The 26,037-nt window shown below is 67.3% G+C and carries 20 protein-coding genes; 11 read left to right on the top strand and 9 right to left on the bottom strand.

Annotated features, from left to right (window positions below; genetic code table 11):
* Positions 1-137: 137 nt before the first annotated feature.
* Complete coding sequence (locus CHB64_RS07315; RefSeq protein ID WP_089411921.1) at positions 138-1,352, bottom strand: M24 family metallopeptidase; 1,215 nt, start codon at positions 1,350-1,352, stop codon at positions 138-140.
* 4 nt (positions 1,353-1,356) lie between these two features.
* Positions 1,357-2,628 (bottom strand): NAD(P)/FAD-dependent oxidoreductase, encoded by a 1,272-nt coding sequence (locus tag CHB64_RS07310; protein ID WP_200815268.1) that lies wholly within the window; start codon positions 2,626-2,628, stop codon positions 1,357-1,359.
* An 83-nt stretch (positions 2,629-2,711) separates the two neighbouring features.
* Here CHB64_RS07310 and CHB64_RS07305 point away from each other — a divergent pair, with 83 nt between their 5' ends.
* The 3 genes from CHB64_RS07305 to CHB64_RS07295 all read left to right on the top strand — a co-directional run bounded on the left by CHB64_RS07305 (position 2,712) and on the right by CHB64_RS07295 (position 5,561).
* Complete coding sequence (locus CHB64_RS07305) at positions 2,712-3,632, top strand: dihydrodipicolinate synthase family protein (RefSeq protein ID WP_089412038.1); 921 nt, start codon at positions 2,712-2,714, stop codon at positions 3,630-3,632.
* Between the two features lie 26 nt (positions 3,633-3,658).
* A complete protein-coding gene (locus CHB64_RS07300; protein ID WP_089411920.1) occupies positions 3,659-4,657 on the top strand; it encodes a 4-hydroxyproline epimerase in 999 nt (332 codons plus the stop codon).
* Between the two features lie 121 nt (positions 4,658-4,778).
* A complete protein-coding gene (locus CHB64_RS07295; RefSeq protein WP_089412037.1) occupies positions 4,779-5,561 on the top strand; it encodes a GntR family transcriptional regulator in 783 nt (260 codons plus the stop codon).
* Positions 5,562-5,714: 153 nt separating this feature from the next.
* On the opposite strand, the gene CHB64_RS07290 is transcribed toward CHB64_RS07295, so the two are convergent.
* On the bottom strand, positions 5,715-8,075 hold the full coding sequence (locus tag CHB64_RS07290) for a glycoside hydrolase family 127 protein (RefSeq protein WP_200815265.1): 2,361 nt from the start codon (positions 8,073-8,075) through the stop codon (positions 5,715-5,717).
* Between the two features lie 139 nt (positions 8,076-8,214).
* Between CHB64_RS07290 and CHB64_RS07285 the strand changes: the two genes are divergently transcribed.
* Positions 8,215-9,786: an aldehyde dehydrogenase (NADP(+)) gene (locus CHB64_RS07285; protein ID WP_089411919.1), complete on the top strand. Its 1,572-nt coding sequence runs from the start codon at positions 8,215-8,217 to the stop codon at positions 9,784-9,786.
* A 9-nt stretch (positions 9,787-9,795) separates the two neighbouring features.
* Complete coding sequence (locus CHB64_RS07280) at positions 9,796-10,833, top strand: trans-3-hydroxy-L-proline dehydratase (protein ID WP_089411918.1); 1,038 nt, start codon at positions 9,796-9,798, stop codon at positions 10,831-10,833.
* Here the strand turns inward: CHB64_RS07280 and CHB64_RS07275 are convergent.
* The 3 genes from CHB64_RS07275 to CHB64_RS07265 all read right to left on the bottom strand — a co-directional run bounded on the left by CHB64_RS07275 (position 10,791) and on the right by CHB64_RS07265 (position 16,727).
* Positions 10,791-12,287, bottom strand: a complete 1,497-nt coding sequence (locus tag CHB64_RS07275) for an efflux transporter outer membrane subunit (RefSeq protein ID WP_089411917.1) — start codon at positions 12,285-12,287, stop codon at positions 10,791-10,793. The genes CHB64_RS07280 and CHB64_RS07275 overlap by 43 nt on opposite strands.
* 5 nt (positions 12,288-12,292) lie before the next feature.
* Positions 12,293-15,457 carry an efflux RND transporter permease subunit gene (locus CHB64_RS07270; protein WP_089411916.1) on the bottom strand — a complete coding sequence of 1,055 codons (3,165 nt, stop codon included), beginning with the start codon at positions 15,455-15,457 and terminating at the stop codon, positions 12,293-12,295.
* Between the two features lie 70 nt (positions 15,458-15,527).
* The gene (locus CHB64_RS07265) at positions 15,528-16,727 is read right to left on the bottom strand and encodes an efflux RND transporter periplasmic adaptor subunit (RefSeq protein ID WP_089411915.1); all 1,200 of its coding nucleotides are present in this window, start codon (positions 16,725-16,727) and stop codon (positions 15,528-15,530) included.
* A 234-nt stretch (positions 16,728-16,961) separates the two neighbouring features.
* Here CHB64_RS07265 and CHB64_RS07260 point away from each other — a divergent pair, with 234 nt between their 5' ends.
* Positions 16,962-17,585: a TetR/AcrR family transcriptional regulator gene (locus CHB64_RS07260; protein ID WP_089411914.1), complete on the top strand. Its 624-nt coding sequence runs from the start codon at positions 16,962-16,964 to the stop codon at positions 17,583-17,585.
* A 6-nt stretch (positions 17,586-17,591) separates the two neighbouring features.
* Here CHB64_RS07260 and CHB64_RS07255 read toward each other — a convergent pair whose 3' ends face one another.
* Positions 17,592-19,490 carry an ABC-F family ATP-binding cassette domain-containing protein gene (locus CHB64_RS07255; RefSeq protein WP_089411913.1) on the bottom strand — a complete coding sequence of 633 codons (1,899 nt, stop codon included), beginning with the start codon at positions 19,488-19,490 and terminating at the stop codon, positions 17,592-17,594.
* 135 nt (positions 19,491-19,625) lie between these two features.
* Between CHB64_RS07255 and ndk the strand changes: the two genes are divergently transcribed.
* The 3 genes from ndk to CHB64_RS07240 are packed head-to-tail and all read left to right on the top strand — an operon-like array spanning position 19,626 to position 21,446.
* On the top strand, positions 19,626-20,048 hold the full coding sequence (gene ndk / locus CHB64_RS07250) for a nucleoside-diphosphate kinase (protein ID WP_089411912.1): 423 nt from the start codon (positions 19,626-19,628) through the stop codon (positions 20,046-20,048).
* 17 nt (positions 20,049-20,065) lie between these two features.
* Positions 20,066-20,500 (top strand): hypothetical protein, encoded by a 435-nt coding sequence (locus tag CHB64_RS07245; protein ID WP_089411911.1) that lies wholly within the window; start codon positions 20,066-20,068, stop codon positions 20,498-20,500.
* On the top strand, positions 20,487-21,446 hold the full coding sequence (locus CHB64_RS07240; protein WP_089411910.1) for a sterol desaturase family protein: 960 nt from the start codon (positions 20,487-20,489) through the stop codon (positions 21,444-21,446). The genes CHB64_RS07245 and CHB64_RS07240 overlap by 14 nt, the downstream gene beginning before the upstream one ends.
* Positions 21,447-21,492: 46 nt before the next feature.
* Here CHB64_RS07240 and CHB64_RS07235 read toward each other — a convergent pair whose 3' ends face one another.
* Positions 21,493-23,469 (bottom strand): EAL domain-containing protein, encoded by a 1,977-nt coding sequence (locus CHB64_RS07235; protein ID WP_159462438.1) that lies wholly within the window; start codon positions 23,467-23,469, stop codon positions 21,493-21,495.
* Positions 23,470-23,638: 169 nt separating this feature from the next.
* On the bottom strand, positions 23,639-24,406 hold the full coding sequence (locus CHB64_RS07230) for an NAD kinase (protein ID WP_089412035.1): 768 nt from the start codon (positions 24,404-24,406) through the stop codon (positions 23,639-23,641).
* A gap of 244 nt (positions 24,407-24,650) precedes the next feature.
* Here CHB64_RS07230 and CHB64_RS07225 point away from each other — a divergent pair, with 244 nt between their 5' ends.
* Both CHB64_RS07225 and CHB64_RS07220 read left to right on the top strand, forming a co-directional pair.
* On the top strand, positions 24,651-25,466 hold the full coding sequence (locus tag CHB64_RS07225; RefSeq protein ID WP_089412034.1) for a class II aldolase/adducin family protein: 816 nt from the start codon (positions 24,651-24,653) through the stop codon (positions 25,464-25,466).
* Between the two features lie 73 nt (positions 25,467-25,539).
* Entirely contained in the window at positions 25,540-26,034 is a 495-nt protein-coding gene (locus CHB64_RS07220; protein ID WP_089412033.1) for a secondary thiamine-phosphate synthase enzyme YjbQ, read from the top strand.
* Positions 26,035-26,037: the final 3 nt, after the last annotated feature.

Here is a 26,037-nt window from a genome sequence, read left to right as displayed (position 1 = left end):
CCCGGGCGGGCGGCGACGCGCGTCCGGGGCGCTTCCCCGCCCTTCGACGAGAGGCGTTTTCTCCAGGGCCTCGAACAAGATGCCGCCAGGACCTGCAGGGCGCGCCTCCCTCTCGCTCTGCAGGTCGCTTTCCCGTATCAGCCGAAAGGCGCGTCGAGCGAGGGCGAAGGCTGCGTGAACCAGACGGGCCCATTTTCGCTCATGTAGAAATGATCTTCCAGCCGCACGCCGAAACGGCCCGGAACGACGATCATCGGCTCGTTGCTGAAGCACATGCCGACTTCGAGCGGCGTCGCGTCGCCGCGCACGAGATAAGGCGCCTCATGGATGCTGAGGCCGACGCCATGGCCGGTGCGATGCGGAAGTCCGGGCAGGCGATAGTCCGGACTGAAACCGTTTTGCGCCAGCACGCGGCGTGCGGCCGCATCGACGTTCTCGCAGGGCGCGCCGAGTCGGGCGGCCTCGAAGGCGGCCCCCTGCGCCATTTTTTCAACCTCCCATATGCGCCTAACATCAGTACATGGATTGCCAAAGACGTAAGTGCGCGTGATGTCGGAATGGTATCCTTCGACGTTGCAGCCCGTATCGATTAGTACGACGTCGCCCTCGCGCAGGGTCTGCTCGCGCGGGACGCCGTGCGGATAGCTGGTCGCCTCGCCGAACAGGATGATACAGAAGGTCGAGCCCGCAGCGCCGAGCCGGCGGTGGGCTTCGCTGATGAAATCGCGGACATCGGCTGTCGTGATTCCGGGCGCCAGAATACGCGCGGCGCGCCGATGCGCCTCAAGGGTCATCGACTTCGCCTGCCTCATCAGCGCGATCTCTGCGGGGGACTTGCGCATCCGGCAACCGTCGACGATCGCCGAGCCCGGAACCGCTTCAATCTCGCGCGCTGCGCCGGCGAGCCGCGCGGCCATGCCGAACGCCATATCCGGGTCGAGCGCCGCGCGCCTGACGCCTAGCTTGTTCAGGACGCTCACCGTCAGCGCGTATGGGTCTTCATGCTCCTCCCAGCACTGAATGTCCGCTTCCGTTGCAAGCGCGCCGTCGAGCGAGACTTCGAGCGAGCCGCGTTCGAAGGCGGGGCAGATGAAAACCGGCGCGCCGCCCTTCGCCGGCAGGATCATGGCGAGGAGGCGTTCGCTTGCGCCCCAGACGACGCCGGCGAAGTAGCGCAAGCTCGCGCCCGCGCCGACGATCAGAGCATGAGCTCCTTCGCGTGCGGCGAGATCGCGGGCGCGTTCGCGCCTCGCCCCTCGCTCTCCCGCCGTTATCGGCGGGGCCGGGTCAGGCCAGGGGCCGAGAGCCGCAAGCTCCGCCGAGACGGTCGAACCGCCGACGCCTTTCGTCATATCGTTATTGCTCCTTATAAAGACTGCCGCGACCGAAACGGGCGAGATCGAAGGGTGCCGGGTCGACCGCCGGCGCGCGCTCCTGCGCTAGCGCCGCGACGGCTTCGCCCGTGACGGCGGCTAGGGTGAGCCCGAGATGCTGATGTCCGAATGCATAAAGAAGACCGGACGCGGCGGGGCTCGCGCCGACGGCCGGCAGATAGTCGGGCAGGGTCGGGCGCGCGCCCATCCATTCGCGCGTCGGCTCTTCGAGCGGCAGGCCGAGTTCGGCGGCGTGCCGGCGCAGGCGGCGCCATTTGCGCGGATCGGGCGGGCTGTCGGGCCGCGCGAATTCGACGAAGCTGCAAAGGCGCAGGGACCGCGCGAAGCGGGTCGCGATTACGGCGCGGTCCTCGAACACGAGGGGGGGAAAACCGGCCGGCCAGCCTCCCGCCGAGGCTTCGATATGATAGCCGCGCTCGGCGACGACCGGAACGCGGACGCCGAGGGGTTCGAGCAGCGCGCGCGCGCCGGTTCCTGCCGCGACGAGCACAATATCGGCCTGATGCTCGCCTCCCGTCTCGTCGATGGCGCGGGCCGCGTCGTTTCTGACGTCGAGGCGCGCCACGGCCTGTTTGCGCCGCCGCCCGCCGGCTCTCTCGAAGGCGCTCTCGAGCGCCTGACGCAGTGCGACAAGGTCGGCGATCTGGCCCGATCGCTCAAATCGGATCGCGCCAGCGAGGGGGGCGCGGATCATCGTTTCAAGGCGCGCACGCTCGGCCGGGCTCGCCGGCCGGAAAGCGGCGGTCGCCGCGCCGACGCGCCTCCAGGCGGCCTCGCCGCGCGCCGCCGCGCGGGCCGATCCCCAGACCACGTAATGGCCGTCCTCGCGCACCAGATCCGGCGCGCCGATGTCAGCGGCAAGCCGGCGCCAGGCGGGGATGGCGGCTTCAAGCCAGGCTGCAAGGGCGGCTTTGCCCGCGGCGAATCGGGCGGGCGCCGAGGCGCGCAGAAAGCGCGCCAGGAATGGCCCCCAGGCGGCGATCTGGGACGGAGGCAGATCGAGCGCGCCGCCTAAGGCGAACAGCCGGCCGGGCGCGCTGGCGATCATGCGCCGCGAGGCGAGCGGCTCGACCTGCTCGACCGCCAGGTGCCCGGCGTTGCCCCAGGACGCTGACGGACGGGCGGGAGCCGGGTCGAATAAGGTCGTCGCATAACCCGCCTCTTGCAGGCGGAAGGCGCAAGCAAGGCCGATCACGCCGGCGCCGGCGACGATCGCCGATTTGTAAGTCCCCAAGCAGGTCTCCTGTGCTTTGGGTTTGCATTTCTTTCAGATACGGTATACGAAAATGGATGTCAGAGGAGCAAGCCATGAACGTGATGTCGGTTGAATGGTCGGGCGTCTTTCCGGCCGCGACCACCCAGTTCGCCGAGGACCACTCCGTCGATCTTGCGGCGACGCAGAAGATTCAGAACGCCCTGATCGAGGACGGGGTGGACGGCCTCGTCGTACTGGGCACGGTCGGGGAAAACAACTCGCTGGAGCCGGAAGAAAAGCGTGACCTTCTGCGCGCGGCGAAGGACGCCGCGGCCGGGCGTCGCCCGATCATCGCCGGCGTGTCAGAGCTGACGACGGACCGGGCGGTCCGTTTCGTCCGGGACGCCGAGAAGATCGGCGTCGACGGCCTCATGGCCCTCCCGGCGATGGTCTACGTTCCGCAACCAGAGGAGCTTATCGCTCATTTTCGCGCGATCGCCGAAGCGACCTCGTTGCCGATCATGCTGTACAATAACCCGCCGGCCTATCGCGTGAGCATCGGGCTCGACGCGCTCGAAAAGCTGGCGAAGATTCCCAACATCATCGCGATCAAGGAAAGCGCGGCCGACACGAGACGGATCACTGACCTCATCAACGCTTTCGGGGAACGCTACCTCGTCATGGCCGGGCTTGACGACGTGGCGCTCGAAGCCATGCTGCTTGGCGCGAAGGGATGGATCTCGGGCCTCACCAATGCCTTTCCAGAAGAATCGATCGCGCTGGCGGCGGCCGTGCGCAAGGGCGATCTTGATACCGCGAGGGAAATATACCGCTGGTTCATGCCGTTGCTTCATCTCGACGCGGAGCATGATCTGGTGCAATCAATAAAGCTGGCTGAACAGATCATGGGAAGGGGCTCCGAACGGGTGAGAATGCCGAGATTGCCGCTTGCGGGCGTGCGCCGCGAGGAGGTCGTCGCGATAGTGGAGCGCGCCGCCGCGAACCGCCCGGTCGAGGCCCGGCGCCGGGCCTTGGCTTCCTGACAGCGTCTCACCCCGGCCGGCACGTTATGCGTCACATCTTTTTCTGCATCGACGGCCATACGGGCGGCAATCCCGTTCGGCTTGTCGTCGGGGGCGCGCCGCTCCTAAAGGGGACGAGCATGGCCCAGAGGCGGCTCGATTTCCTCGAGCGCTTCGATTGGATCAGGACGAGCCTGTGCTTCGAGCCGCGCGGGCATGACATGATGTCGGGCGGCTTTCTTTATCCGCCGACGCGGGAAGATTGCGACGTCGGCATCCTGTTCATCGAAACCAGCGGCTGCCTGCCGATGTGCGGTCACGGCGCGATCGGGCTCGTCACCTTCGGCCTCGACCACGGCCTCATCACCCCGCGCGAGCCGGGCAAACTGCGCGTCGAGGTCCCCGCCGGGATCGTCGACATCGCCTACAGGCAGACAGGCGGCCGCGTTGCTTCCGTGCGCATCAGAAACGTGCCGAGTTATCTTGCGGCCGAAGGCGTGACGATCGACGCGCCCGGCTTCGGGCCGCTCAAGGTCGACATCGCCTATGGCGGCAACTATTACGCCATCATTGAGCCGCAGGGGGCCTATAAGGGGCTCGACGCGCTCGGCGCGGGCCGGATCATCGAACTCAGCCGCGTGGTGCGCCGACTCGTGCGCGAAGCGATCGAACCGGTCCATCCGGTCGAGCCCTCCATTCGCGGCGTGAGTCATGTTCTGTGGGCGGACAAGCCGAAATCCGCCGAAGCGGACGCGCGCAACGCGGTCTTCTATGGCGAGGGCGCTATCGACCGCAGCCCCTGCGGCACCGGCACGTCGGCTCGGATGGCCCAGCTCGTCGCCAAGGGGCGGCTCGGAAAGGGCGACCGCTTCGTGCATGAGAGCTATATCGGCAGCCGGTTCGTCGGCGCAGTTGAAGACGTGATCCGCCTCGGCGATCACGACGCGATCATTCCTTCGATCGAGGGATCGGCGGTCGCCACCGGCTATAACACGATCTGGGTCGACCGGGACGATCCGCTCTGGCGCGGCTTTCAGGTGACATGAGCGCCTCGCCGCGGGGCGGCTACGACGGGCGACGATTCGCCTCCTGACGTGGCGATTTGTCGGCGGCGCAACTCAGGATATGCTGCGTGCGAACATGCCACGAGCGCGCGATGTGACGATGATGGATGCGACGGATAAGCGGCCGGCCCTGTCGGCCTATCTCGAGGTGCGCACGCTCTCTGATCGGTTGGTCGAGGTGGTGCGCGACTTCATTCTGTCCGGCGAAATTCCGCCTGACGTGCCCATCCGGCAGGATGCCCTAGCTGCGCAGTTGCGCGTGAGTAAGATTCCGCTGCGCGAGGCGCTGGCGCGCCTGGAGCAGGACGGGCTGGTCGTTTCCCACCCCAATCGCGGTTTTTTCGTACGGCCCCTGTCGGCGGAGGAAGCCGAGGAGGTCTACGCCCTGCGCCTCCAGCTCGAGCCGGAGGCGGCGGCTTATGCCTGCCTCAGGGCGAACGAGGCCGATCAGGACGCCGCGAAGCGCGCGCTTGCGCTGCTCGACGAGGAAGCCTCCGCCGGGCGGCCGAACGTGGGCGCGCTCAATCGCGCTTTTCACATGGCGCTGGTGCAGCCAGGCGGGCGGCGCATCACGACTGACATCGTGATGCGGCTGCACGTCATGGCCGACCGTTATGTGCGCAAACACCTCGAACCGCGCGGACGGCATGTGCGCGCCGAAGCGGAGCATCGCGAAATCCTCGATTGCTGGCTCGCCCGCAAGCCCGACAAGGTGGCCGCGCTGGTGCGCCGGCACCTCGAACGCACGCTGGAGGACCTGCGCGCGGAGCTGGGCGAGGGAAATGAAACCGCCGCGCCGCCGGGCGGTGGCGCGGCGCGCAAACGCGTCCGACGCGCGCCCATGAGCGCTCGCCCGGCGATGCCTTCGGGGCGTCAGATCCGTTAAGGTACGGACGATATACCGGCGCGTCTCCGCCATCTCGGATCAGTAACGCGGCCATCCCGGGTCTGCATTGCAGCATCCTTGATGATGCAATGCAGACCCGGGACCGGGCTCCGCGCGGCCGGGTGTCGCGGAGCCTTCGCAGCGCGTTCTGCTTCACGCGTCGGCGCGCAGGAGCTGACAACCGAAGACGGGCCCGGCGCTGTGACCCGGCTCGGGCTCGAAGCGGATGCGGATCGAGGTCTTGCCGGCGGTCAGCTCGGGCCGGATAGCGTAGTCGACGTCGATGAACCGCCAGGGATGCTCGCCTTCGAGGGTCTGCGTGGCGATGCGCGTTCCGTCTAAGAGAATGTGAAAGACGCGCTCGCGCTCGCCGCCCCAATAGGTCGCCTGCAAGATAAGCGGGCCGTCGGCGACGGTCATGTCGAACGCGAAGAAGCCCCCTGTGCGCGCGTCGCGCCCCTTGCGGCCGCGATAGGCGACGGCGTAGGAAATATCCGCATCAAGATCATGCGCGCGCTCGCCGGCTTCGTCGCCCAGCAGGATGCGGTCGATCGAACGCGCCTCGAGCGCGGCGAGGCGCGCCTGCTCCGCCGCGAAAGCCGCCTGCGCCTCCTCCCATTGCGCCGGCGTATAGCGCTTGAAGTAAACCGCCGTGCGCCGGTCGCGCTGCTCGAAGAACGGCCTGAAGCGCAGGTCTTCGGGTCGCCCGGCCCCGTCGGTGCGGAGGATTGCCGCGGCGGCGCTCTCGGACTTGACGGCGGCCAGGGCGTCGTTGGCGACGAGGGCCGGCGCCGGTTCATTCCAAGGCTTGTCGATAGGGCCGAGATCCGCCGCGAGCACGAGGGGGCCGCGCAAAAACGCGATCGTGTCCGGATCGTCGGGCGTCGGCTCGATGCGGAGCGACATGGGAAGCGACAACGTCAGCGCATCGCCTGCGGCCCAGACGCGTTCGAGGCGCGCATAGCCGCGCGCGTCCGTTTCGAGCGGAACGGGTTCGCCGTTGACGTCAAACGTCGCGTCCGTCGCCCAGGCCGGAACGCGCAGGGCGATGGCGAAAGGCGCGTCGTCCGCCGCCTCGACCGAAAGCCGGATGTCGCCCGACCAGGGATAGTCCGTATCGAGCGCGAAGCGCGCGCTGCGCTCGGCCCATTCCAGCGTCGAGGGAATGAACAGATTGACGAAAAGCGTCTCTCCGTCGCGCCAGTAGATCGAATCGCCATGCTTGGCGTGACTTTCCAGTCCCGTGCCGACGCAGCACCAGAAAGAATCGTATGGCGTCGAAAAACTTCTGTGCGAACCCGCCATCAGGGGGACCATATAGGCGAACATGCCGTCGTCGGGCCGCTGCTGGGCGAGAATGTGATTGAAGTGGCATCGTTCGTAATAGTCGAAATAGGCCGCTTGCGGATGGTCTTTGTAGAGCAGCCGGGTCAGCTTCATCATGTTGTAGGTGTTGCAGGACTCGCAAGTCTGCTCCGTGATGTATTTCGAGATGGAGTTCGGCTCCTGGAAATACTCCCGGTCGCTGTTGCCGCCGATGACGTAGGAGCGGTGCGCCGTCACCGTCTCCCAGAAGAAATGCGACGCGGTCGCATAGGCCGGCTCGCCCGTAAGCTGGCGGAGGCGCGCTAGGGCGATCAGCTTCGGAATCTGCGTGTTGGCGTGCAGATGGGAAAGCGCGTCGCGCTTCTCGGCGAGTGGGTCGAGCGCCGCGCGGTGATAGAGTTTTTCAGCCAGCGCCAGCCAGCGCCGCTCGCCGGTGCGCGCGTATAGCTCGGCGAGGGATTCGGGGATCCCGCCGAACTCGCAGCTCAGGACTTCCTGGACCTGCTCGTCGCGCAGCGGGGCGAAAATCCTTTCGAGATAGCCGGCGAGCCCTGAAGCGACCGCGATGGCATCGCCCGCGCCGCAATAGCGCTGGGCGTCGAGCAGGCCCGCGAAGAGCTTGTGCCAGTTGTAAAGCGGCGCCCAGGAGCCGTTGATGTGGAACTTCGACGGCCGGATGTCACCGCGCCGGATCTCTTCGAAAACAAGGCGGCCGGGCTCGATCTCTCCGGACTCGGACTTTCTCGTAAAGCCCGCGACATAACCGTCGCCGTGCGCGCTCTGGCACAGGGCAAGCTCCGCGACGATATAATGAACGCGCGCCTTGCAGGCTGCGTCGCCCGTCTGGGCGTGCATGAGAGACAGGGCGGAGAGATAATGGCCGAGCGTGTGCCCGGCGATGGTCTCGCTCTCCCAGCCGCCATAAGCCTCGCCTTTCGGCTCGAGGCCCGCATAGAGCCGGAAGTTACGGAGCAGACGGTCCGGTTCAAGGCTCAGCAGATAGCGCCGGTTCGCCTCGACCGCCGCAAGGAAGGGCGAGGGTTTCAAGCGGACCGCCTCGAGCGGGAAGGGCTGGACGCCGCTGGCGGCGGGCTTTGCCTTCCTGGCGCGGGGCGCGCAGGCCGCCAGCATCGCGGCCTGCGCCCCGCTCGCGAGCAGCCTCCGGCGCGAAAGACGATCGTTCCACATGAAATCGGCCCCTTAGGTTTGTCGGCGGCGGGTTGAATGTCGGTTTCAGAATATCGTATACGATATTGGCGCAGCCGCAAGTCCGCCTGCGCCGAGACGCGGGCGGGCGTCGTTCAACACCAGCATTCGACGAGGGATCATGACTTTGACCGGCGAGCTCATCATCGGGGCGAAACGAATCGCCGCTCCGGCGACGTTCAGGGCGCGCGATCCCGCGACTGGGGAGGCGATCGAGCCGGCTTTCTCCATCGCGCGGGATGAGGATGTCGAGGCGACCTGCGCGCTCGCTTGGGAAGCCTTCGATGATTATCGCGAGAGCGCGCCAGCGTCCCGCGCGGCTTTTCTCGAAGCCATCAGCGAGGAGATCATGGCGCTGGGCGAGGCGCTGATCGAGCGCGCCGGCGCCGAGACCGGCCTGCCGCACGCACGGCTCGAAGGCGAGCGCGGGCGGACCGTCGGCCAGCTTCGTCTGTTTGCGGAAGTTCTGCGTGACGGCGCCTTCGCGGGCGTGCGGATCGATCCAGGGTTGCCCGAGCGAAAGCCCCTGCCGCGGCCCGATCTGCGCCAGCGCATGATCGCGCTCGGGCCTGTCGCCGTCTTCGGAGCGAGCAATTTTCCGTTCGCCTTTTCGACCGCTGGCGGCGACACGGCCTCGGCGCTCGCGGCGGGCTGTCCGGTGGTCGTCAAGGGCCATCCGGCCCATCCTGGGACCGGCGAGCTTGTCGGCCGCGCAGTGGCGAAGGCGGCCCGCCGTCTCGACCTTCCGGAAGGGGTATTTTCCCTGCTGAACGGCGGCGCGGAAGTCGGCGCCGCGCTTGTCGCCGATCCGCGCATCAAGGCCGTGGGCTTCACCGGTTCGCGCCGGGGCGGGCTCGCGCTGATGGACGTCGCGGCGAAGCGGCCCGAACCGATTCCGGTCTTCGCCGAGATGAGCAGCGTCAATCCGGCGGCGCTCCTGCCGGGCGCGCTCGCTGCGCGCGCCGAGGCGCTGGGCGAGAGCTTCGTCAGTTCGCTGACCATGGGCGCGGGGCAGTTCTGCACCAATCCCGGCCTTCTTTTCGCGCTCGACGGATCGGACCTCGACCGTTTCGAGCGGGCCGCCGTGGCGGCGCTTTCGAGGGTCGAGCCGGCGGTGATGCTCACCGCGGAGATCTGCGCGGCCTATGAGGAAGGAGTCGCGGCCCTGACGGGCCATCCCGCCGTGAAAACCCTCCATCGCGGCGCGGCGAGGCGCGGCGTCAATTTGTGCCGCCCGGCGCTGTTCGGCGTTCAGGCTGCGGATTTTATCGCCGATGATTCGCTGCGCGAGGAGGTGTTCGGCGCGGCTTCGCTGATCGTGCGCTGCGAGGCCGAAGACCAGCTCATCGACGCGCTCGAGGCGCTGGAGGGCCAGCTTACTGCGACGCTGCATCTTGGGGACGCCGACGCGGCGCTCGCCGCAAGGCTCTTGCCCATTCTCGAGCGCAAGGCAGGGCGCATCCTGGCCAACGGCTGGCCGACGGGAGTGGAGGTATGCCATGCGATGATTCATGGCGGCCCGTTCCCGGCGACGTCGGATCCGCGCGTAACCTCGGTCGGCTCGCGCGCCATGGAGCGTTTTCTGCGGCCTGTCTGTTATCAGAACCTGCCCGACGCGCTCCTGCCGGCGGCGACGAAGGCGGACAATCCCTTGAGCCTGCCGCGCCTTGTCGACGGGGCGTGGGAACGATAAAGCGGCGCCGTGCGCACGCGAAGGCTCATCCATATCGTCGAGTGCCACGCCGAAGGCGAGGTCGGCGACGTCATCGTCGGAGGGGTCGCGCCGCCTCCGGGCGAAACAATATGGGCGCAGTCGCGCTGGATCGCACGCGATGAGACTTTGCGCCGCTTCGTCCTCAACGAGCCGCGCGGCGGCGTGTTCCGGCATGTGAACCTATTGGTTCCGCCGAAAGACCCTCGCGCGGATTTCGGATTCATCATCATGGAGCCGGCCGATACGCCGCCCATGTCGGGCTCGAACGTAATCTGCGTGACAACGGTCCTGCTCGAGACCGGCCTTGCGCCCATGCGCGAGCCGGAGACGATTCTCGTTCTTGAAGCGCCGGGCGGGCTTGTCGAGGCGCGCGCCCGATGCGAGGCGGGCAAGGTCAAGGCTGTCAGCATCAGGAACGTTCCGTCTTTCGTCTACGCGTCCGACGCGCGCGTGAAAGTCGACGGGCTCGGCGAGATCAGGGCGGACATCGCCTTCGGCGGCGACAGTTTCGCCGTCGTCGACGCGGCCGCGCTCGGCTTTTCGCTGATTCCTTCCGAGGCGCGCGAACTGGCCCGTCTGGGCGTCGCCATCGCCGAGGCGGCGAGCGCCCAGGTCGGATTCGCGCATCCGGCGCTGCCCGACTGGCGTCATGTGTCCTTCTGTCTTTTCGCTGGTCCCGTCGAGCGGGAAGGGGAGGGTTTCGCCACCCGTCACGCGACGGCGATCCGGCCCGGCAAGATCGACCGCTCGCCGACGGGCACTGCGGTCTCGACGCGCCTCGCCGTCCTTCACGCCCGCGGTCTCGTCAGGCCCGGCGAAAAGCTCGTCGCCCGCTCGATCATCGGCTCGCGCTTCGTGGGAACAATCTCAGAAACGGCAAAGCTCGGCGACATGCCGGCCGTCATTCCCGTCATCGAAGGGCGGGCCTGGATCAGCGGAACGCGCCAGCTCCTTCTCGACCCGGACGATCCGTGGCCGACAGGTTATCGCGTCGGCGATACCTGGCCGGACGCGGACGACGCCTGACGCGAATTCTGCGCGCCCGCCGGGATGGCGCCGCCGAGCGCTCGATATAGCGCGACGATGTTGGCGGCCGCCGCGAGCCGCGTTTCCACCAGCGCCCGGCGCGCGGCGTAATCCTCGCGCCGGGCGTCGAGCACCGAGAGATAATCATCGACGCCGTTCTCGAAGCGCGCTTCGGCGAGGCGAAAGGCCCGCGCGGCCGCGTCGGCGAGGTTTTCGCTCGCCTCGAGTCGGGCCGCGATGGTGCGCCGGGTCGCGAGCGCGTCGGCCGTCTCGCGGAAAGCGGTCTGGATGGCGCCTTCATATTCCGCTCGAGCGATATCGCGGTCGATCTTCGCGCCTGCGAGCTGGGCGCGGTTGCGCCCGCCAGTAAAGATCGGTACACTGATCGATGGCGCGAAGCTCCACACGCCCGCGCCGCCACCGAAGAGATCGGAAAGCTCCGCGCTTGCAGTTCCAGCGCTTGCAGTCAGGAGAATGCGCGGGAAGAACGCCGCGCGCGCCGCGCCGATATTGGCGTTGGCGGCGCGCAGGTGACGTTCGGCGGCGAGAATGTCCGGTCGGCCGAGCAGCACGTCCGATGCGACGCCGACAGGGATCTCGCACAGCATGTCGACGCCGTCGATGGTCTGCGCGCTGTCGCTCGCGGGAAGCGCCGCCGTTCCGACCAGCAGGCGCAGCGCGTTCTCGTCGCGCGCGACCTGCGCTTCAAGAGCAGCGGCGTCGGCCCTGGCGCGTTCGAACGCCGTGCGCGCGCGCTGCACGTCTATGTCGCCGCCAAGGCCGTTATCAAGAAGCTGCCGCGTGAGCTCGTAGGATTCCCGTTGACTTTCGGCGGTCTCGCGCGCGATGGCGAGAAGCTCTCGGTCGGCCGCAAGCGCCAGATAGGCGTTCGCGACTTCGGCGACGAGGGCGATTTCGGCGGCTTTGCGGTTTTCTTCCGACGCGAAGAACGTTTCGAGCGCCTGGCGGTTGAGACTGCGCACGCGCCCGAACAGATCGAGTTCGTAGGCCGTGACGGCGCCGGTCGCGCTGAACTGCTCGACGACGAAAGGTTCGTTCGCGCCGGCGGCGCCTCCTGCGCCGGCGACGCCAATCGAGGCGTTCTCTCCGAAGCGCTGGCGCAGATAGTCGGCGCTTGCTGTAATCTCCGGCAGGGTTTCGGCGCGCTGCACGCGGTAAAGCGCGCGCGCTCTCTCCACATTCAGCGTCGCGACGCGCAGGTCGCGGTTGTTCTCAAGCGCCGTTTCGATGAGCGCGGTCAGTGTGGGATCGAAGAAAACGTCGCGCCAGGCGAGAAGTTCGCCGGTTTCCTCTGTCCGTTCGTCCGCATAGGGAAGCGCGCCGGCGACCGGCGCGGACGGGCGTTCATATTCCGGCGCCATGGTGGCGCAGGCGCTTAGCGAGACCGAGGCGAGAAACGCCGCCGCAGCGCGGGATATGGAAGAAGACGGCATGACTGTCAGGCTCCGGATGCTTCTGTCAAAGGCTCCCCGGCGCGCGCAGGCTTTCCGCCGAAGAGGCGACGGACGAGGACATAAAAGAGCGGCGTAAAGAAAAGGCCGAGCGCCGTCGCTGCGATGAGGCCGCCGAGCACCGCCGCGCCGATGGCGGAACGGCCGGCCGCGCCGGCCCCGCCGCTCAACGCCAATGGCGTCACGCCCAGCCCGAAGGCGAAGGAGGTCATGAGGATCGGGCGCATCCGCGCGCGCGCCGCTTCGACGGCGGCCTCGACGGCGGATCGGCCCGCCCCTTCGAGCGCTTGAGCGAACTCGACGATCAGGATCGCGTTCTTGGCCGACAGACCGATGGTCGTCAGAAGGCCGACCTGGAAAAAGATGTCGTTGGCGAGTCCGTTGCCGAGAGCCGAGACGACCGCGCCCATGACGCCGAGCGGGACGACCATCATCACCGCGATCGGGACCGACCAGCTTTCGTAAAGCGCTGCGAGGCAGAGGAAAACGACGAGCACGGAGAGCGCGTAGAGCATCGGCGCCTGCGCTCCTGTCTCGCGCTCCTCGGCGGACACGCCCGTCCATTCGACGCCGAAGCCGGCGGGAAGCTGCGCGGCGATCGCCTCGATCTCCTTCATCGCCGCGCCGGAGCTCACGCCAGGCGCGGCCGAGCCGAGAATCTGCACAGCCGGCGCGCCGTTATAGCGCTCGAGCTTCGGCGACCCGTAGGCCCAGGAGACGTCCGCGAAGGAGGAGAAAGGAACGAGCGCGCCTTCGGCGTTGGGAATGCGCCACAGGGCTAGGTCTTCCGGCGTCATGCGATAGGGCGCGTCGGCCGCCACATAGACGCGCTTGATCCGTCCGCGATCGAGAAAGTCGTTGACGTAAAGTCCGCCCAGCGCGGTGCTCAGCGTGGCGTTGATGGTTTCAGGCGCCACGCTCATCGCCTGCGCGCGGCGATGATCGACGTCTACCTTAAGCTGCGGCACGTCGTCGAGGCCGTTGGGGCGCACGCCGAACAGTTTCGGGTTCTGGTTGGCCATGCCGAGCAGCTGGTTTCGGGCGGCCATCAACGCGTCGTGACCATGGCCGGCGCGGTCTTGAAGGAACAGGTCGAAACCGCCCGCCTGGCCGAGGCCGGGCACGGCGGGCGGCGCGAAGGCGAAGACCTGCGCGTCGCGGATCTGGGAGAAGGCGCCCATGGCCCGGCCGACCACTGCGGCGACGCTGAGGTCGGGGCGGCGGCGATGCTCCCAGTCCTTCAGGCGCACGAATCCGATGCCGACATTCTGTCCGGTTCCGGCGAAGCTGAAGCCGGCGATGGTGAAATATGACTCGACCGCCTCCTGTTCGTGCTCGTCCAGATAGGTCTCGACCTGGTCGAGCACGGCGAGGGTGCGCTCGAAGGTCGCGCCGGGCGGAAGCTGCGCCATCACCAGAAAGATCCCCTGATCTTCGTCCGGCAGGAAGGACTGTTCAATGCGTGAGAAAGCGAAGGCTGTCACGGCGCTGAGCATCAGGAAGATGGCGAAAAATCGCGGCGCGCGGGCGAGGACCGCCTTAACGCCGCGCTGATGGCCGCGCGCGCTGGCGTTGAAGAGCGCGTTGAAGCCCCGCAGCGGCGCGGCGAGCCGGTAGGCGAGCGAACCCGGCCGCGGCGCCTTGGCTAAATCGCGCGGCTTCAGGATGGTCGCGCACAGGGCCGGCGTCAGGATGATGGCCGTGAGCACCGACAACAGCATCGCCGAAACGATGGTGACGGAGAACTGGCGGTAAATGGCCCCCGCCGAGCCGCCGAAAAACGCCATCGGCACGAACACCGCCGAGAGCGAGGCTCCGATGCCCATCAGCGCGCCGGTAATCTGGCTCATGGCCTTTTTCGTCGCTTCGAGCGGCGGAAGGCCTTCCTCGTCCATAACCCGATCGACATTCTCGATCACGACGATGGCGTCATCGACAAGAAGGCCGATCGCCAGCACCATGGCGAGCATGGTGAGCATGTTGATGGAGAAACCGAAGGAAAGCAGGATCGCCAGCGTGCCCAGCAGAACGATCGGCACGGTGATCATCACGATCGCCGTCGCACGGATATTCTGGAGGAACAGGAACATGATGGCGAGCACGAACAGGGCCGCCTCGACCAGGGTCTTGACCACCTCCTTGATCGACTCCTTGACGAAAGGCGTCGTGTCGTAAGGGATGGCGGTGGTCATGCCGGGCGGGAAGAAGGCCGACAGCTCTTCGAGCTTGGCGCGCACCGCGCGCGAGGTGTCGAGCGCGTTGGCGCCCGTGGCGAGCTGTACAGCGAAGGCGGCCGCCGGCTTGTTGTTGAACTCGCCGATGTCCGAATAAGACTCGCTGCCTATCTCGACGCGCGCGACGTCGCCCAGCGAAACTTGCGAGCCGTCCTCAAGAGTTCTCAGGGAGATCGCACGGAACTCTTCCGGCGTCTGCAACAGCGACTGCACGGTTATCGTGGCGTTGAGTTGCTGGCCGGGCACGCTCGGCCCGCCGCCGATCTGGCCGCCCGCGACCTGGGCGTTCTGGGCGCGGATCGCCTGCACGACGTCCTGCACAGACAGCCCGTAATTGGCGAGCGCGTAGGGATCGAGCCAGACGCGCATGGCGTATTGAGCGCCGAAAAGCTGCACCCGTCCGACGCCCTTCACCCGGCTGATGGGATCCTGAAGATTGGAGGCGATGTAATCGGCGAGATCATAGCGAGACAGCGAGCCGTCTTCCGACGCGAGCGCGACGACCATTAGAAAGCCGGTCTGGGCCTTTTCGACCACTACGCCCTGGCGCTGGACCTCCTCGGGCAGGAGCGGCGCGGCGAGGGACAGCTTGTTCTGAACCTGGACCTGCGCGATATCGGGATCGGTCCCGGACTCGAAGGTGAGCGTCATCGACATCACGCCGTCGGCGCTGGAGCTCGACGCGATATAGCGCAGATTGTCGATCCCTTTCATCTGCTGCTCGATCACCTGCGTGACCGCGTCCTCGACGGCCTTCGCCGAGGCCCCCGGATAAACGGCGGTGATCGTCACTTGGGGCGGGGCGATTTCAGGATACTGCTCGACCGGCAAGCGCATCAGGCTGAGCGCCCCGGCGAGCATAGCGATGATCGCGATGACCCAGGCGAAGACCGGGCGTTCGATGAAGAAATTCGCCACGATGAAGTTTCCTTGTCAGCGGCCGCGCGGCGCGCCGGGCGGCTTTATGTCGGCGCGAGAATGAAGGCCCTCAGGGGCGGCCGCCGCCTGGGGCGTTCGCCCCGGACTCGCTGCCGGCGGCGGCGACGCGCGAGACTTCCACGGGCGTGACCGGATCGCCTGGCCGGAAACGCTGGAAGCCTTCCACCACGAGGCGGTCGCCGGGCTCCAGGCCGGCGGTCACGACCCACTGGTCGCCGATGGCGCGTTCGGTCTCGACAATGCGCGCCTCGGCGCGATTTTCAGCGTCGACCACATAGGCCACGCCCTGGCCCTGAGGGTTGCGCGTGATCGCGCGCTGCGGGGCGAGGATCGCCTCGTCGAGCATGCCTTCAACGACTTCGGCGCGCACGAACATGCCGGGCAGAAGAAGACCGTCCGGGTTCGGAAAGACGGCGCGCATGGCGACGGAGCCGGTGGACGGCTCGACGCTTACTTCCGTGAGTTCGAGACGGCCCTCAAGCGGATAGGGAAAGCCGTCTTCGAGGGTCAGCTTGACGCCGAAGGATTCGGCGTCGCCGGCGTCGCGCTTGTCGGTTGCCCGGCGCTTCCAGCGCAGGATCTCGGCGCTCGACTGTGCGATGTCCACATAGATCGGATCGAGCGTGTGGATGACGGCGAGCGGCTGGGCTTGGCCGGCCGAGACCAGCGCGCCGTCGGTCACCAGCGCGCGTCCGATGCGTCCGGCGATCGGCGCGGCGACGACGGTGCGGTCGAGGTCGACCTTGGCGCTGTCCCGGGCGGCGCGCGCGGCGGCGACGTCGGCGCGGGCCTGACGGGCGGCGGCGACGGCGTCGTCGTAATCCTGCCGGCTGACGGCGTTGGTCTCGACGAGCCTGGCGAGGCGCTTCTCGCGGTTCGCCGCGGCTACGGCGAGAGCTTCGGCGCGTGCGAGCGCAGCGGCGGCGTTTTCAAAGGCGGCCTGATAAGGCGCGCTGTCGATGCGGTAAAGCGGCTGGCCGGCGTCGACCTCGTCGCCTTCTTCGAAGAGCCGTTCCGTGATGACGCCGGAGACCTGCGGGCGCACTTCGGCGACCCGATAGGCGACGGTCCTGCCGGGCAGCACCGATGTCAGACGCACAGGCCTTGCCTTGACGGATTCTACGGCGACCTCGGGCGGGCCGGCCTGACCGTACATGCCCTCCTGCGCCTCTCCGGCGCAGGCGACGGCGAGAAGCGCCAGGGTCCCGGCCCCGGCTGCTTTGTAGAAGCGACGTGAAAACAATGACATAACTCTCCCCGGGGCGGGCGTTCGGCTGCGGCGGGCCGGCTTTGGCGACTGCAGCTGGCCCTTGAATAGACTGAATGTTCATTCTAACTGAGGATTTCAAGGGCGCGTCGCGACGAATCGAAAAAAATTTTGCGACGCAACGACGACGGCTGTCAGGTTACAACGTTCAAATGACAATTGATGTCAGCAGCCGTATGACGGCGGCAGGGGGCGAGCCGCAGAAAGGATGCGAGGATGTTTGAACCGGGGCCGGAGCGCGGGACGACGCCCGCGGGCGGGGAGGACAAGCGCCGGCAGATTATCGAGGCGGCTGAGCGCTGCTTCATCGCCAGCGGCTTTCACGGCGCGCGCATGGCGCAAATCGCTAAGGAAGCCCGGATGAGCCCAGGCCACATCTATCATTATTTCGACAGCAAGGAGCAGATCATCGCCGAGATGGTCCGCGCCCATGTCGAGCAGAAACAGTGCATGCTGGAGCGTTTCGAGCAGGCCGGCGACCGCGTCGTGGACAAGATGGTCGAAAGCCTTGAGGAAAGCGTCGACTCGTCCACTGACCCTTTCTGGTCGGCGCTGTTTCTCGAAATGGCCTCTGAAGCGACCCGCAATCCGAAGATCGCGGAGATTCTGCGCTCGACGGATCGGGAGATGAAAAGCCGGGTGACCGCCTGCCTCGGCGAGGGGGTCAATCAAGAGGACCTCGACATGCGGCTGGAAGTGTTCGTCGCGCTGTTGCAGGGGCTCGGCGTGCGCAACATCGTCAACCCGAATCTCGACAAGAAGCGCGTCGTCCGGCTCGTGCGGGACGTGGTGGAGATTCTCTTCCGCCGACGCGAGGCGCGGGCGCCTTCTGGGGGCTGAGGCGCCTCAGCCGCGCGCCGTTTCATTCTCTGCGCGCGCCTCCTCATAGGCGTCGAGGGCGGCGAGCCAAGCGTCTTCCGCCTCTGCGATGGCCGCGGTCAGGGCGGCGCGCTCCTTCTGGAGCTTCGTCGCGCGGGCGAGGTCGTTCTGGTAAAGCGCGGGATCGGCGAGCGTCGCATCGAGCCGCTCGAGCAGCGCGGCGAGTTCGCTCACGCGCGCTTCGCAAGCTTCGGCGCGTTTCTTCAGTGGACTGATCGCTTCGCGCCGCGCGGCAGCCTGCCGGCGCGAAAGCGCGCGCGGGTCGGTCGCGGGGCGGGCGGCGTTCTGCGGCGGGGTTCGGCCCGCTTCGAGGATCAGCGCGCGGTAATCTTCAAGATCGCCGTCATAGGGCGCGGCGCGCCCGTCCTTAACCAGCCACAAACGGTCGGCGACGGTTCCGGCGAGATGGGCGTCGTGGGTGATGAGAATGACCGCGCCCTGATAATCGCCCAGCGCTTCGGCGAGCGCGGCGCGCGCGTCGATGTCGAGATGATTCGTAGGCTCGTCGAGAATGATGAGATGCGGCCCGCGGAAGGTGATGAGCCCCAGCAGCAGGCGCGCCTTCTCCCCGCCCGACAGCTTTTCGACGGCGACGTCGGCCTTTTCCGGGCCGAAGCCGAGGCTCGCCGTCGCCGCGCGGATCTCCGCCTCGGTTCCCTCGGGCGTCAGCGCGCGCACATGATCGTAAGGAGTCTGCTTCGGCTTCAGCTCGTCGAGCTGGTGCTGGGCGAAATAGGCGATGTCGAGCTTCTTGTGTTTGTAGACATGGCCGGCGAGCGGCTTCAGCCGGCCTGCGATCGCCTTGACGAGGGTCGACTTGCCTTCGCCGTTGGGGCCGAGGATCGCGATGCGGTCGTCCTGGTCTATCCGTAAGCTGACCTTCCGGAGAACCGGCCTGCCTTCCTCGTAGCCGAGATCGGCTTCGACGAGCCGGACGAGCGGCGGCGCCATGGGCGGGCGCGGATCGGCGAAGCGGAAGGGCTGCACGCGCGTTTCGGGCGGCGGCTCGGTCCGTTGCATCTTTTCCAGCGCCTTGATGCGGCTCTGGGCCTGCTTGGCTTTCGAGGCCTTGGCGCGGAAACGGTCGATGAAGGCCTGCATGTGGCGCCGGCGCGCCTCCTGCCGGGCCCGCTGGGCCTCCGTCGCGGCGCGCGCCTCGGCGCGGCGTCGTTCATAGCTGTCGTAGTCGCCCGGCGAGACCGATAGCTTGCCGTTTTCAAGCGCCAGAATATGCGTCACGGCGCGGTTCAGAAAATCGCGGTCGTGGCTGACGATCAGCGCCGTGTACGGATAACGCCTCAGATAGTTCTCGAGCCAGATCGCGCCTTCGAGATCGAGATAGTTGGTCGGCTCGTCGAGCAGGAGAAAATCCGGCGCGGCGAACAGCGCCCCGGCGAGCGCGACGCGCATGCGCCAGCCGCCCGAGAACGCGGCGCAGGGGCGCTTTTGCGCTTCGGCGTCGAATCCGAGTCCGGCGAGAATGGCCGCGGCGCGGGCTTCGGCCGAATGCGCCTCGATATCGGCCAGGCGGGTGTGAATCTCGGCCAGCCGGATCGGATCGTCGCAGCGTTCGGCCTCGACCATGAGCGCTTCGCGTTCGCCGTCGCCGGCGAGCACCGTCTCGATGAGGCTTTGCGAGCCGGCCGGCGCTTCCTGCTCGACCCAGCCAAGCCGGCGGTTCTTGCGCAGGGAAATTTCGCCCGACTCAGGATGCAGCTCGCCGCGGATGAGGCGCAGGAGGGTCGACTTGCCCGCACCGTTGCGGCCGACGAAGCCGACCTTCCAGCCGTCGGAAATCGCCGCCGTCGCCTGGTTGAGCAGCAGGCGGCCTTCGATGCGGTAAGTGACGTCGTTGATATGCAGCATGGGCGCGGATCGGTTTGGGCCGCTTTTGCCTTCGCGGCGAGGGCGAGGCAACACCCGGCGCTTGCCGGGGCGCGAAAGCGTTGATAGGTAGCCCCGCCGAATCAATCGTTCTCCCTTCTTCACAAGGACTGTCTCATGGCGCTCGAACGCACCCTTTCGATCATCAAACCGGACGCCACGCGCCGGAGCATTACGGGCAAGATCATCGCCAGGCTGGAGGAAGGCGGCCTGCGCGTCGTGGCGCAAAAGCGCATCCGGCTGACCCGCGAGCAGGCCGAGGGCTTCTACGCCGTTCACCGTGAACGCCCTTTCTTCGGCGAGCTCGTCGAATTCATGAGCTCCGGCCCCGTCGTGGTGCAGGTGCTCGAGGGCGAGAACGCCATCGCCCGCAATCGCGAGATCATGGGCGCGACCAATCCGAAGGAAGCCGCGCCGGGCACCATCCGCGCCGACTTCGCCGAATCGATCGGCGAGAACTGCGTCCACGGGTCCGACGGACCGGAAACGGCGAAAGAAGAGATCGCCTACTTCTTCTCCGCCTGCGAGATCGTCGGCTAGATGCGTTGCGAGCGGCCTTGACCGGGAATCTCTATCTCGATCTCGCCGTCTCCCTAGCGGGCGTGGGGGTTCTGGTCGCCGTTTCCTGGCTGCTCGGCGCATGGCGAACGGCGCGCCTCGATGCCGCCGCCGCCCCGGACAAACTCGCCTTCGACGAGCCGGATTTTCTCCCCTCGGCTTGGCTCTTCGATACGGAAGGGCGGGCCGCCGCGGCGCTTTCCGAGGACGGCGAGGAGGTCGCCTGGCTTTTCGTCGTCGGCGACGGGATCGCCGTGCGGCGGATGAAACGGGGCGCCGCGCCGGTTCGCGCCGAAGGCGAGTCGCTGGTCGCGACCCTGCGCGATCCCTCGCGGTGGACGCTGCGGCTCAAGGCGCCGAGCGAGGCCGAGGCTGCGGCGTGGGCTTCCCGTCTCGGCGGGGCGTCCTATAATGGAAACCATGCAGTTTCCTGACGTCGTGACGATGGCCGTGCCGGCCTTCGTACTGCTCGTCCTGATCGAGATGGCGCTGTGGCGCGCGACGGGGCGCGGCAACTACGAGACCCGGGACGCCGCGGCGAGCCTCGTCATGGGGCTCGGCAGCCAGATCGCGCCGTTGTTCGGCGGCGGCGCGCTCGTCTTCGCCGCGTTTGTGTGGGCGTACGAATACCGGTTGTTCGACATTCCCAACACGTGGCAGGCGATCCTTCTGTGCTTCGTGCTCGACGATCTGCGCTATTACTGGTGGCACCGGATCAGTCATGAACGGCGCTGGTTCTGGGCGAGCCATGTCGTTCATCACTCCTCCCAGCACTACAATCTGACGACGGCGTTGCGGCAGACCTGGACCGGTCAGATCCTCGGCGCGGTCCTGTTCAAGACCCCGCTCGTCTTTCTCGGCTTTCATCCGGCGATGGTCGTTTTCGTCGGCGGGCTCAATCTGGTATATCAGTTCTGGATTCACACCGAGCAGATCGGGCGGCTCGGGCCGCTCGAATGGGTCTTCAATACGCCGAGCCATCACCGCGTGCATCACGCGACCAACGCGCGCTACATCGACGCCAATTACGGCGGCACGCTGATCGTCTGGGATCGGATTTTCGGCACGTTCGTACCGGAAGACGACGCGGAAAAGCCCCGCTACGGTATCGTGAAGAACCTTGGGTCGTTCAATCCGCTGGTCATCTCGTTTCATGAGTGGATCGCGATGGCGCGCGACGTTCTGAGCGCCCGCTCGCCGCGCGAGGTTCTGGGTTATCTCTTCGGCCCGCCCGGCTGGTCGCCCGACGGCTCGCGGCTCACCTCGAAGATGATCAAGGAGCGCTGGGCGCGCTTGCGCGCGCAAGCAGATGCGCCGGCGCCAAAGGCGGAGGCGGCGGGCGACGACGGGGCCGGTTCGAGAACTTCGGCGATCGCCTGAGCGGCGTATCCGTCAGAAGCGCATCCAACGGCTGCATGTCGAGAGGTTATTCGGCCGCGCGCCGCGCCTGACGCCGGCGCCAAGCGCGCTTCCAGCTCTTCGGCCAGAAATGGGTCGGCCACAACCGGTATTTCCGCGTCAGGAAGTTTTTGCGTCGGCGGCGGCGCGGCGCGGCTGGGCGCGCAGGAGCGACCGGCTCGGCCGGCGCGGATGCTTCCGCCTCGCGCGCGCCGCCATGCGCCGCGGCGAACGGTTCGGGCGCGTCGGACTCGGGCGTTTCAAATTCAGCTGTTTCGGATTTATCTGGCGGGGCGGGTTGGTCGCTCGCCGGCGCTGCGCCAAGAACGCCGACCCGGATGCCTGGCCGGAAATAGGCGCGCGCGCCGGCGATGGCGAGGGCGGCGCGTCTGACGCTCTCGGGATCGGGCGGCGCAGATTTCATCGGAGGCGGCGCATCGATCAGGACGGGCTCGATCTCTTCGAGTTCGAACGCGTCCGACGCGTCGGGCTGGTCATCGGCGACGGACGCGTCCTGCGCGGCCTTCGCCGTCTCCGGCCGCTGCGCGTCGCTTTCGCTTTCTTCAGGCGGGCGCGCGGGCGCGAACGTCGTGTCGGATGCGTCGGACGCTGACGGTTCGCGCCGGCGGCCTGCCTCTTCCTCCTGTTCGCGCCCGCCGCGGGCGTCGGCCGGCTCAGCCTGTGTCGCCAGCGGCGCTTCTTCGGCGTCGGCTTTAGACCGGCTCGCGGACGGCTGGCCGTCGCTTCCGGTCGGCGGCTCGCCGAGGTCGAAACCGTCGTCGAGTTCGTCGAGCGCGTCGGAATGGAACTCGCGCGAGAGCCATTCCTGCAGCGAACGGGCGGCGGCGGGAGCGGGCGCGTCGTCTTCCTGGCCGTCGGCCTCGCCGGCGCTCGCCGCGGCGGCGGCCGCCTTGCGCTTGATGCGCGCGATCGCCGCGGCTTTCGTCGCTTCCGGATCGGCTGCGCGCACAGGCGCCGACCGGGCGCGGGTCCGCGCAGCGCGGGACGGTTTCACCGGTTGCGAGACAGTTTCGTTCGCCGCCGTTTTTTCCTCGTCCTCGGCGCGCGCAGCTTCGCCCTCCGGCGCCGTTGCGGCCGCCGATTTCTTAGCGGGACGCCCGGCCTTCTTCGCGTCGAGGGCGGCGGCGGAAACGTCCGGGGCGCTCACTCGGAACAGCGCGTCGAGCTCGGCCTCGTCGAGCGGAGCGAGACCGAGCAGCGCGCGCACCTCGTTCACCCGCTCCGTGCGGAAGTTCGACAGCGGCCCGACCTTGGCGAGGTGGTTGCCTTGGGCGGCGGCGAAGCCGAGGCTGCGCAGCGCCGCGAGCGAGGCCTGATCCTCGACGCCGACCGCGGTGATCGCGGCGTTCGATTTCTGCGCGATGTCGAGCAGCTCCGAAATCGCGCTCAGGCCAGGGCCGCGCACCGTCCGCGCGAAGCGCAGGATCGCCGCTCCGCCGGTCTTGATTTCGTCGAAGGGCAAGGGCTCGATCTGGCGGAGAAAGTCGTTCGCCCGGCCGCGGACCTCGATGGCGAGCCGCGCGCCGGTTCGGGCGAGGCGACGGAATTGCTCCGCCGCCTGGGCCGGTTCCGTGGTGACCGGCGGCATGGGGCATTCCAGCGTGATGAGGTCCGCCGGAAAGCCGCTGTCGCGCAGCAGCACGTCGAAATGCGACGCGAAGGCGTCGTCGGAAAGATCGCTCAGCGCCAGATTGATGGAAAAGCCCGGCGGGTTCGCCCCGCGCCAGGCCTGATAGGATTGGAGCGCCTGCTCGAGCACATAGCGGGTGAGCTCGCCCATCCGCCCCTGCGATTCGAAAAAGGAGATGAACGCCCCCGGCGGCAGCACGCCGAGCGTCGCATGACGCCAGCGTACGAAGGATTCGACGCGCGCGAGGGCCCCGTTGCCAAGGTCGAATATAGGCTGAAAAAGGACCTCGAAGTCCTTGTTTTTAAGCGCATTATCGATGTCGATATTCGACAGTCGAACCGCCTGCGCGCCCATCCGTCGTCCTCCGCCGAGCTGGCCGCTCGCCGCCCCGCTCGCAAGGCCGGCCATCCTCGGCGGCGCGGGTTAATTCTCGCTGAATGGCCGGCGCGGCGCGCTGGACCATGCTCAGCGCCTGAACGTGAAACGATTCAGGCCGCCGCGTAAACCATGCGGGCTCAGCCGGTCAGTAATTGAACTGCTCGCGCAATATCCGCTCCTCGAGCGAATGCCCCTCGTCGAACAGGAGCGTCATCGGGATCGACCGGTCCTCGCGCACGTCGACCGCCGCGACGTTGCGCACCTCGAGGTTGTCGGCGACGGCTGACACCGGCCTGACCTCAGGCTCGAGCGCTTCGAAGCGCACCAGGGCGTCATGCGGGATCAGGGCGCCCCGCCAGCGCCGCGGCCGGAAGGCGCTGATCGGCGTCAGCGCCAGCAGGCGCGAGCCGATCGGCAAGATCGGGCCGTGAGCGGACAAATTATAGGCGGTCGAGCCGGCAGGCGTCGCCAGCAGCACGCCGTCGCAGGTGAGGGACTCCATGCGGACCTTGCCGTTGACGAGGATGCGTACGCGCGCGCTCTGGCGGGTCTGGCGGAAAAGGGAGACCTCGTTAATGGCGCGCGCTTCTTCCGTTTCGCCGGCGACGGTCCGGGCCTTCATGACGAGCGGATAGATGACGGCGCTTTCGGCTTTCTCGATTTTCTCGAGCAGCTGGTCGGGATCGTAGGCGTTCATCAGAAAGCCCACCGTGCCGCAATTGACGCCGTAGACCGGCTTGCCGTCGCCCATGGTCTTGCGCAGCGTGTCCAGCATCGCGCCGTCGCCGCCGACGGCGACGATCACGTCGGCTTGTTCAGGCGGCGTTTCGCCGTAACGGCGGCGCAGGTCGGCGACGGCCTCGATCGCGGCCGGCCGGTCGCTGGCGAAAAAGGACAGTTTTTTCTGCGACATGCGCTCGCCCAGCGCTCCGATCTCCTGACGGCGCGCTCCCGCGCGCGGCGACGCGTTCCGGCTCCCGGCGCGCCCGGAAGAATGATAGCGGGCCTGGCGCGGGTTTGGAAAGCCGCGCGGGCGCATCTGCAACAGGCGCGTGCGCGCTCCCCGATTTCCGCTACAATCCGCGTCGCAGTCGATCGGGAGGAATCCCATGACCATGCACGCAAGCTCCATGCGCGCCGACGATTCCCCCACCGGGATGGCCGAGACCATCGGGGTCGAGCCGGGCTTTAACGTGCCCGATCCGCAGACGCTGCCTTCGCTCAAGGGAAAGGTGAGCGACGAGGAATGGCGCCTGCGTTGCGAGCTCGCCGCGACCTACCGCCTCGTCGCGCTTTACGGCTGGGACGACATGATCTTCACGCACATATCGGCGCGCTGCCCGGACGAGCGCGGGAGGCCGCGCTTCCTCATCAACCCTTACGGCGTCTTCTTCGAAGAGATGACCGCCTCCGCGCTGGTCAAGGTCGACGTCGACGGGAACGTCGTCGCCGAGACGCCCTACTTCTCCAACCCGGCAGGCTTCACGATCCACAGCGCCGTCCATATGGCGCGGGAAGACGCGCATTGCGTGCTTCATCTGCACACGCCCTATGGCGTCGCCGTCTCGGCGCAGAAAGGAGGGCTGAAGCGCTACACCCAGTTCGCCATGATCGTGCATGACGACGTCGCCTATCATGACTACGAAGGCATCGCGACCGACCTCGACGAGCGCGAGCGGCTGGTGAAGGATCTCGGGTCCCGCAGCTTCATGATCCTCAAGAACCACGGCACGCTGACGGTCGGCGCCAATTGCGCGACGGCGTTCCTGCGCATGTATTTCCTCGAACAGGCCTGCCGGGCGCAGATCCTCGCCCAGTGCGACCAGGAAACGCCGCTCGAAGAGCCGCCCGCCATGGCGGCCAAGGTTCTCCAGCAGGGCGCGCCGGCCTTCGCGCCGGGCCTCGGCGACAATCTCGCCTGGCCGGGGCTTTTGCGGAAGCTGAACCGGGAGAACCCGGGATACGATCGATAGAGGGGAATCGGAAAGAACGCGCCTGCGCCGAACTCTGACGAACTTGGTCCCGGGTCTGCATTGCGTCATCAAAATGCTGCAACGCGCCCGGGACGGCGGGCTCCGTTCCTTCCTTCCTCTTTTCCGTCATCCGCCCTACATTCGCTTCGTGCAAACAACCTTCGCCATCGCGACCGCCGGCCCCGGGCTTTACGAGTTCACCGAGCATGCGCGCCGATTCGTGCGCGAGGCGGGGGTCGGCGAGGGGCTGCTGACGCTTTTCGCGCAGCACACCTCCTGCTCGCTGCTCGTTCAGGAGAACGCTGACCCGGATGTCCGGCGCGATCTCGACGAATTCTTCCGCCGCCTCGTTCCGCCTTCTGACGACCCGTCGATGCGCTGGATCGCGCACAGGGCCGAGGGGCCGGACGACATGCCGGCGCACATCAAGGCGGCGCTGACGGCCGTGTCGCTGTCAATTCCGGTCGCTGACCGCCGACTCGCTCTTGGGACCTGGCAGGGAATTTATCTTTTCGAACATCGCGACGGGCGCCATCGCCGCCGCGTCGTCGGACATCTCAATGCGTGAACG

This window comes from Amphiplicatus metriothermophilus (assembly GCF_900199215.1).
GTDB lineage: Bacteria > Pseudomonadota > Alphaproteobacteria > Caulobacterales > Parvularculaceae > Amphiplicatus > Amphiplicatus metriothermophilus.
This window is presented reverse-complemented; position numbering and strand designations above follow the sequence as displayed.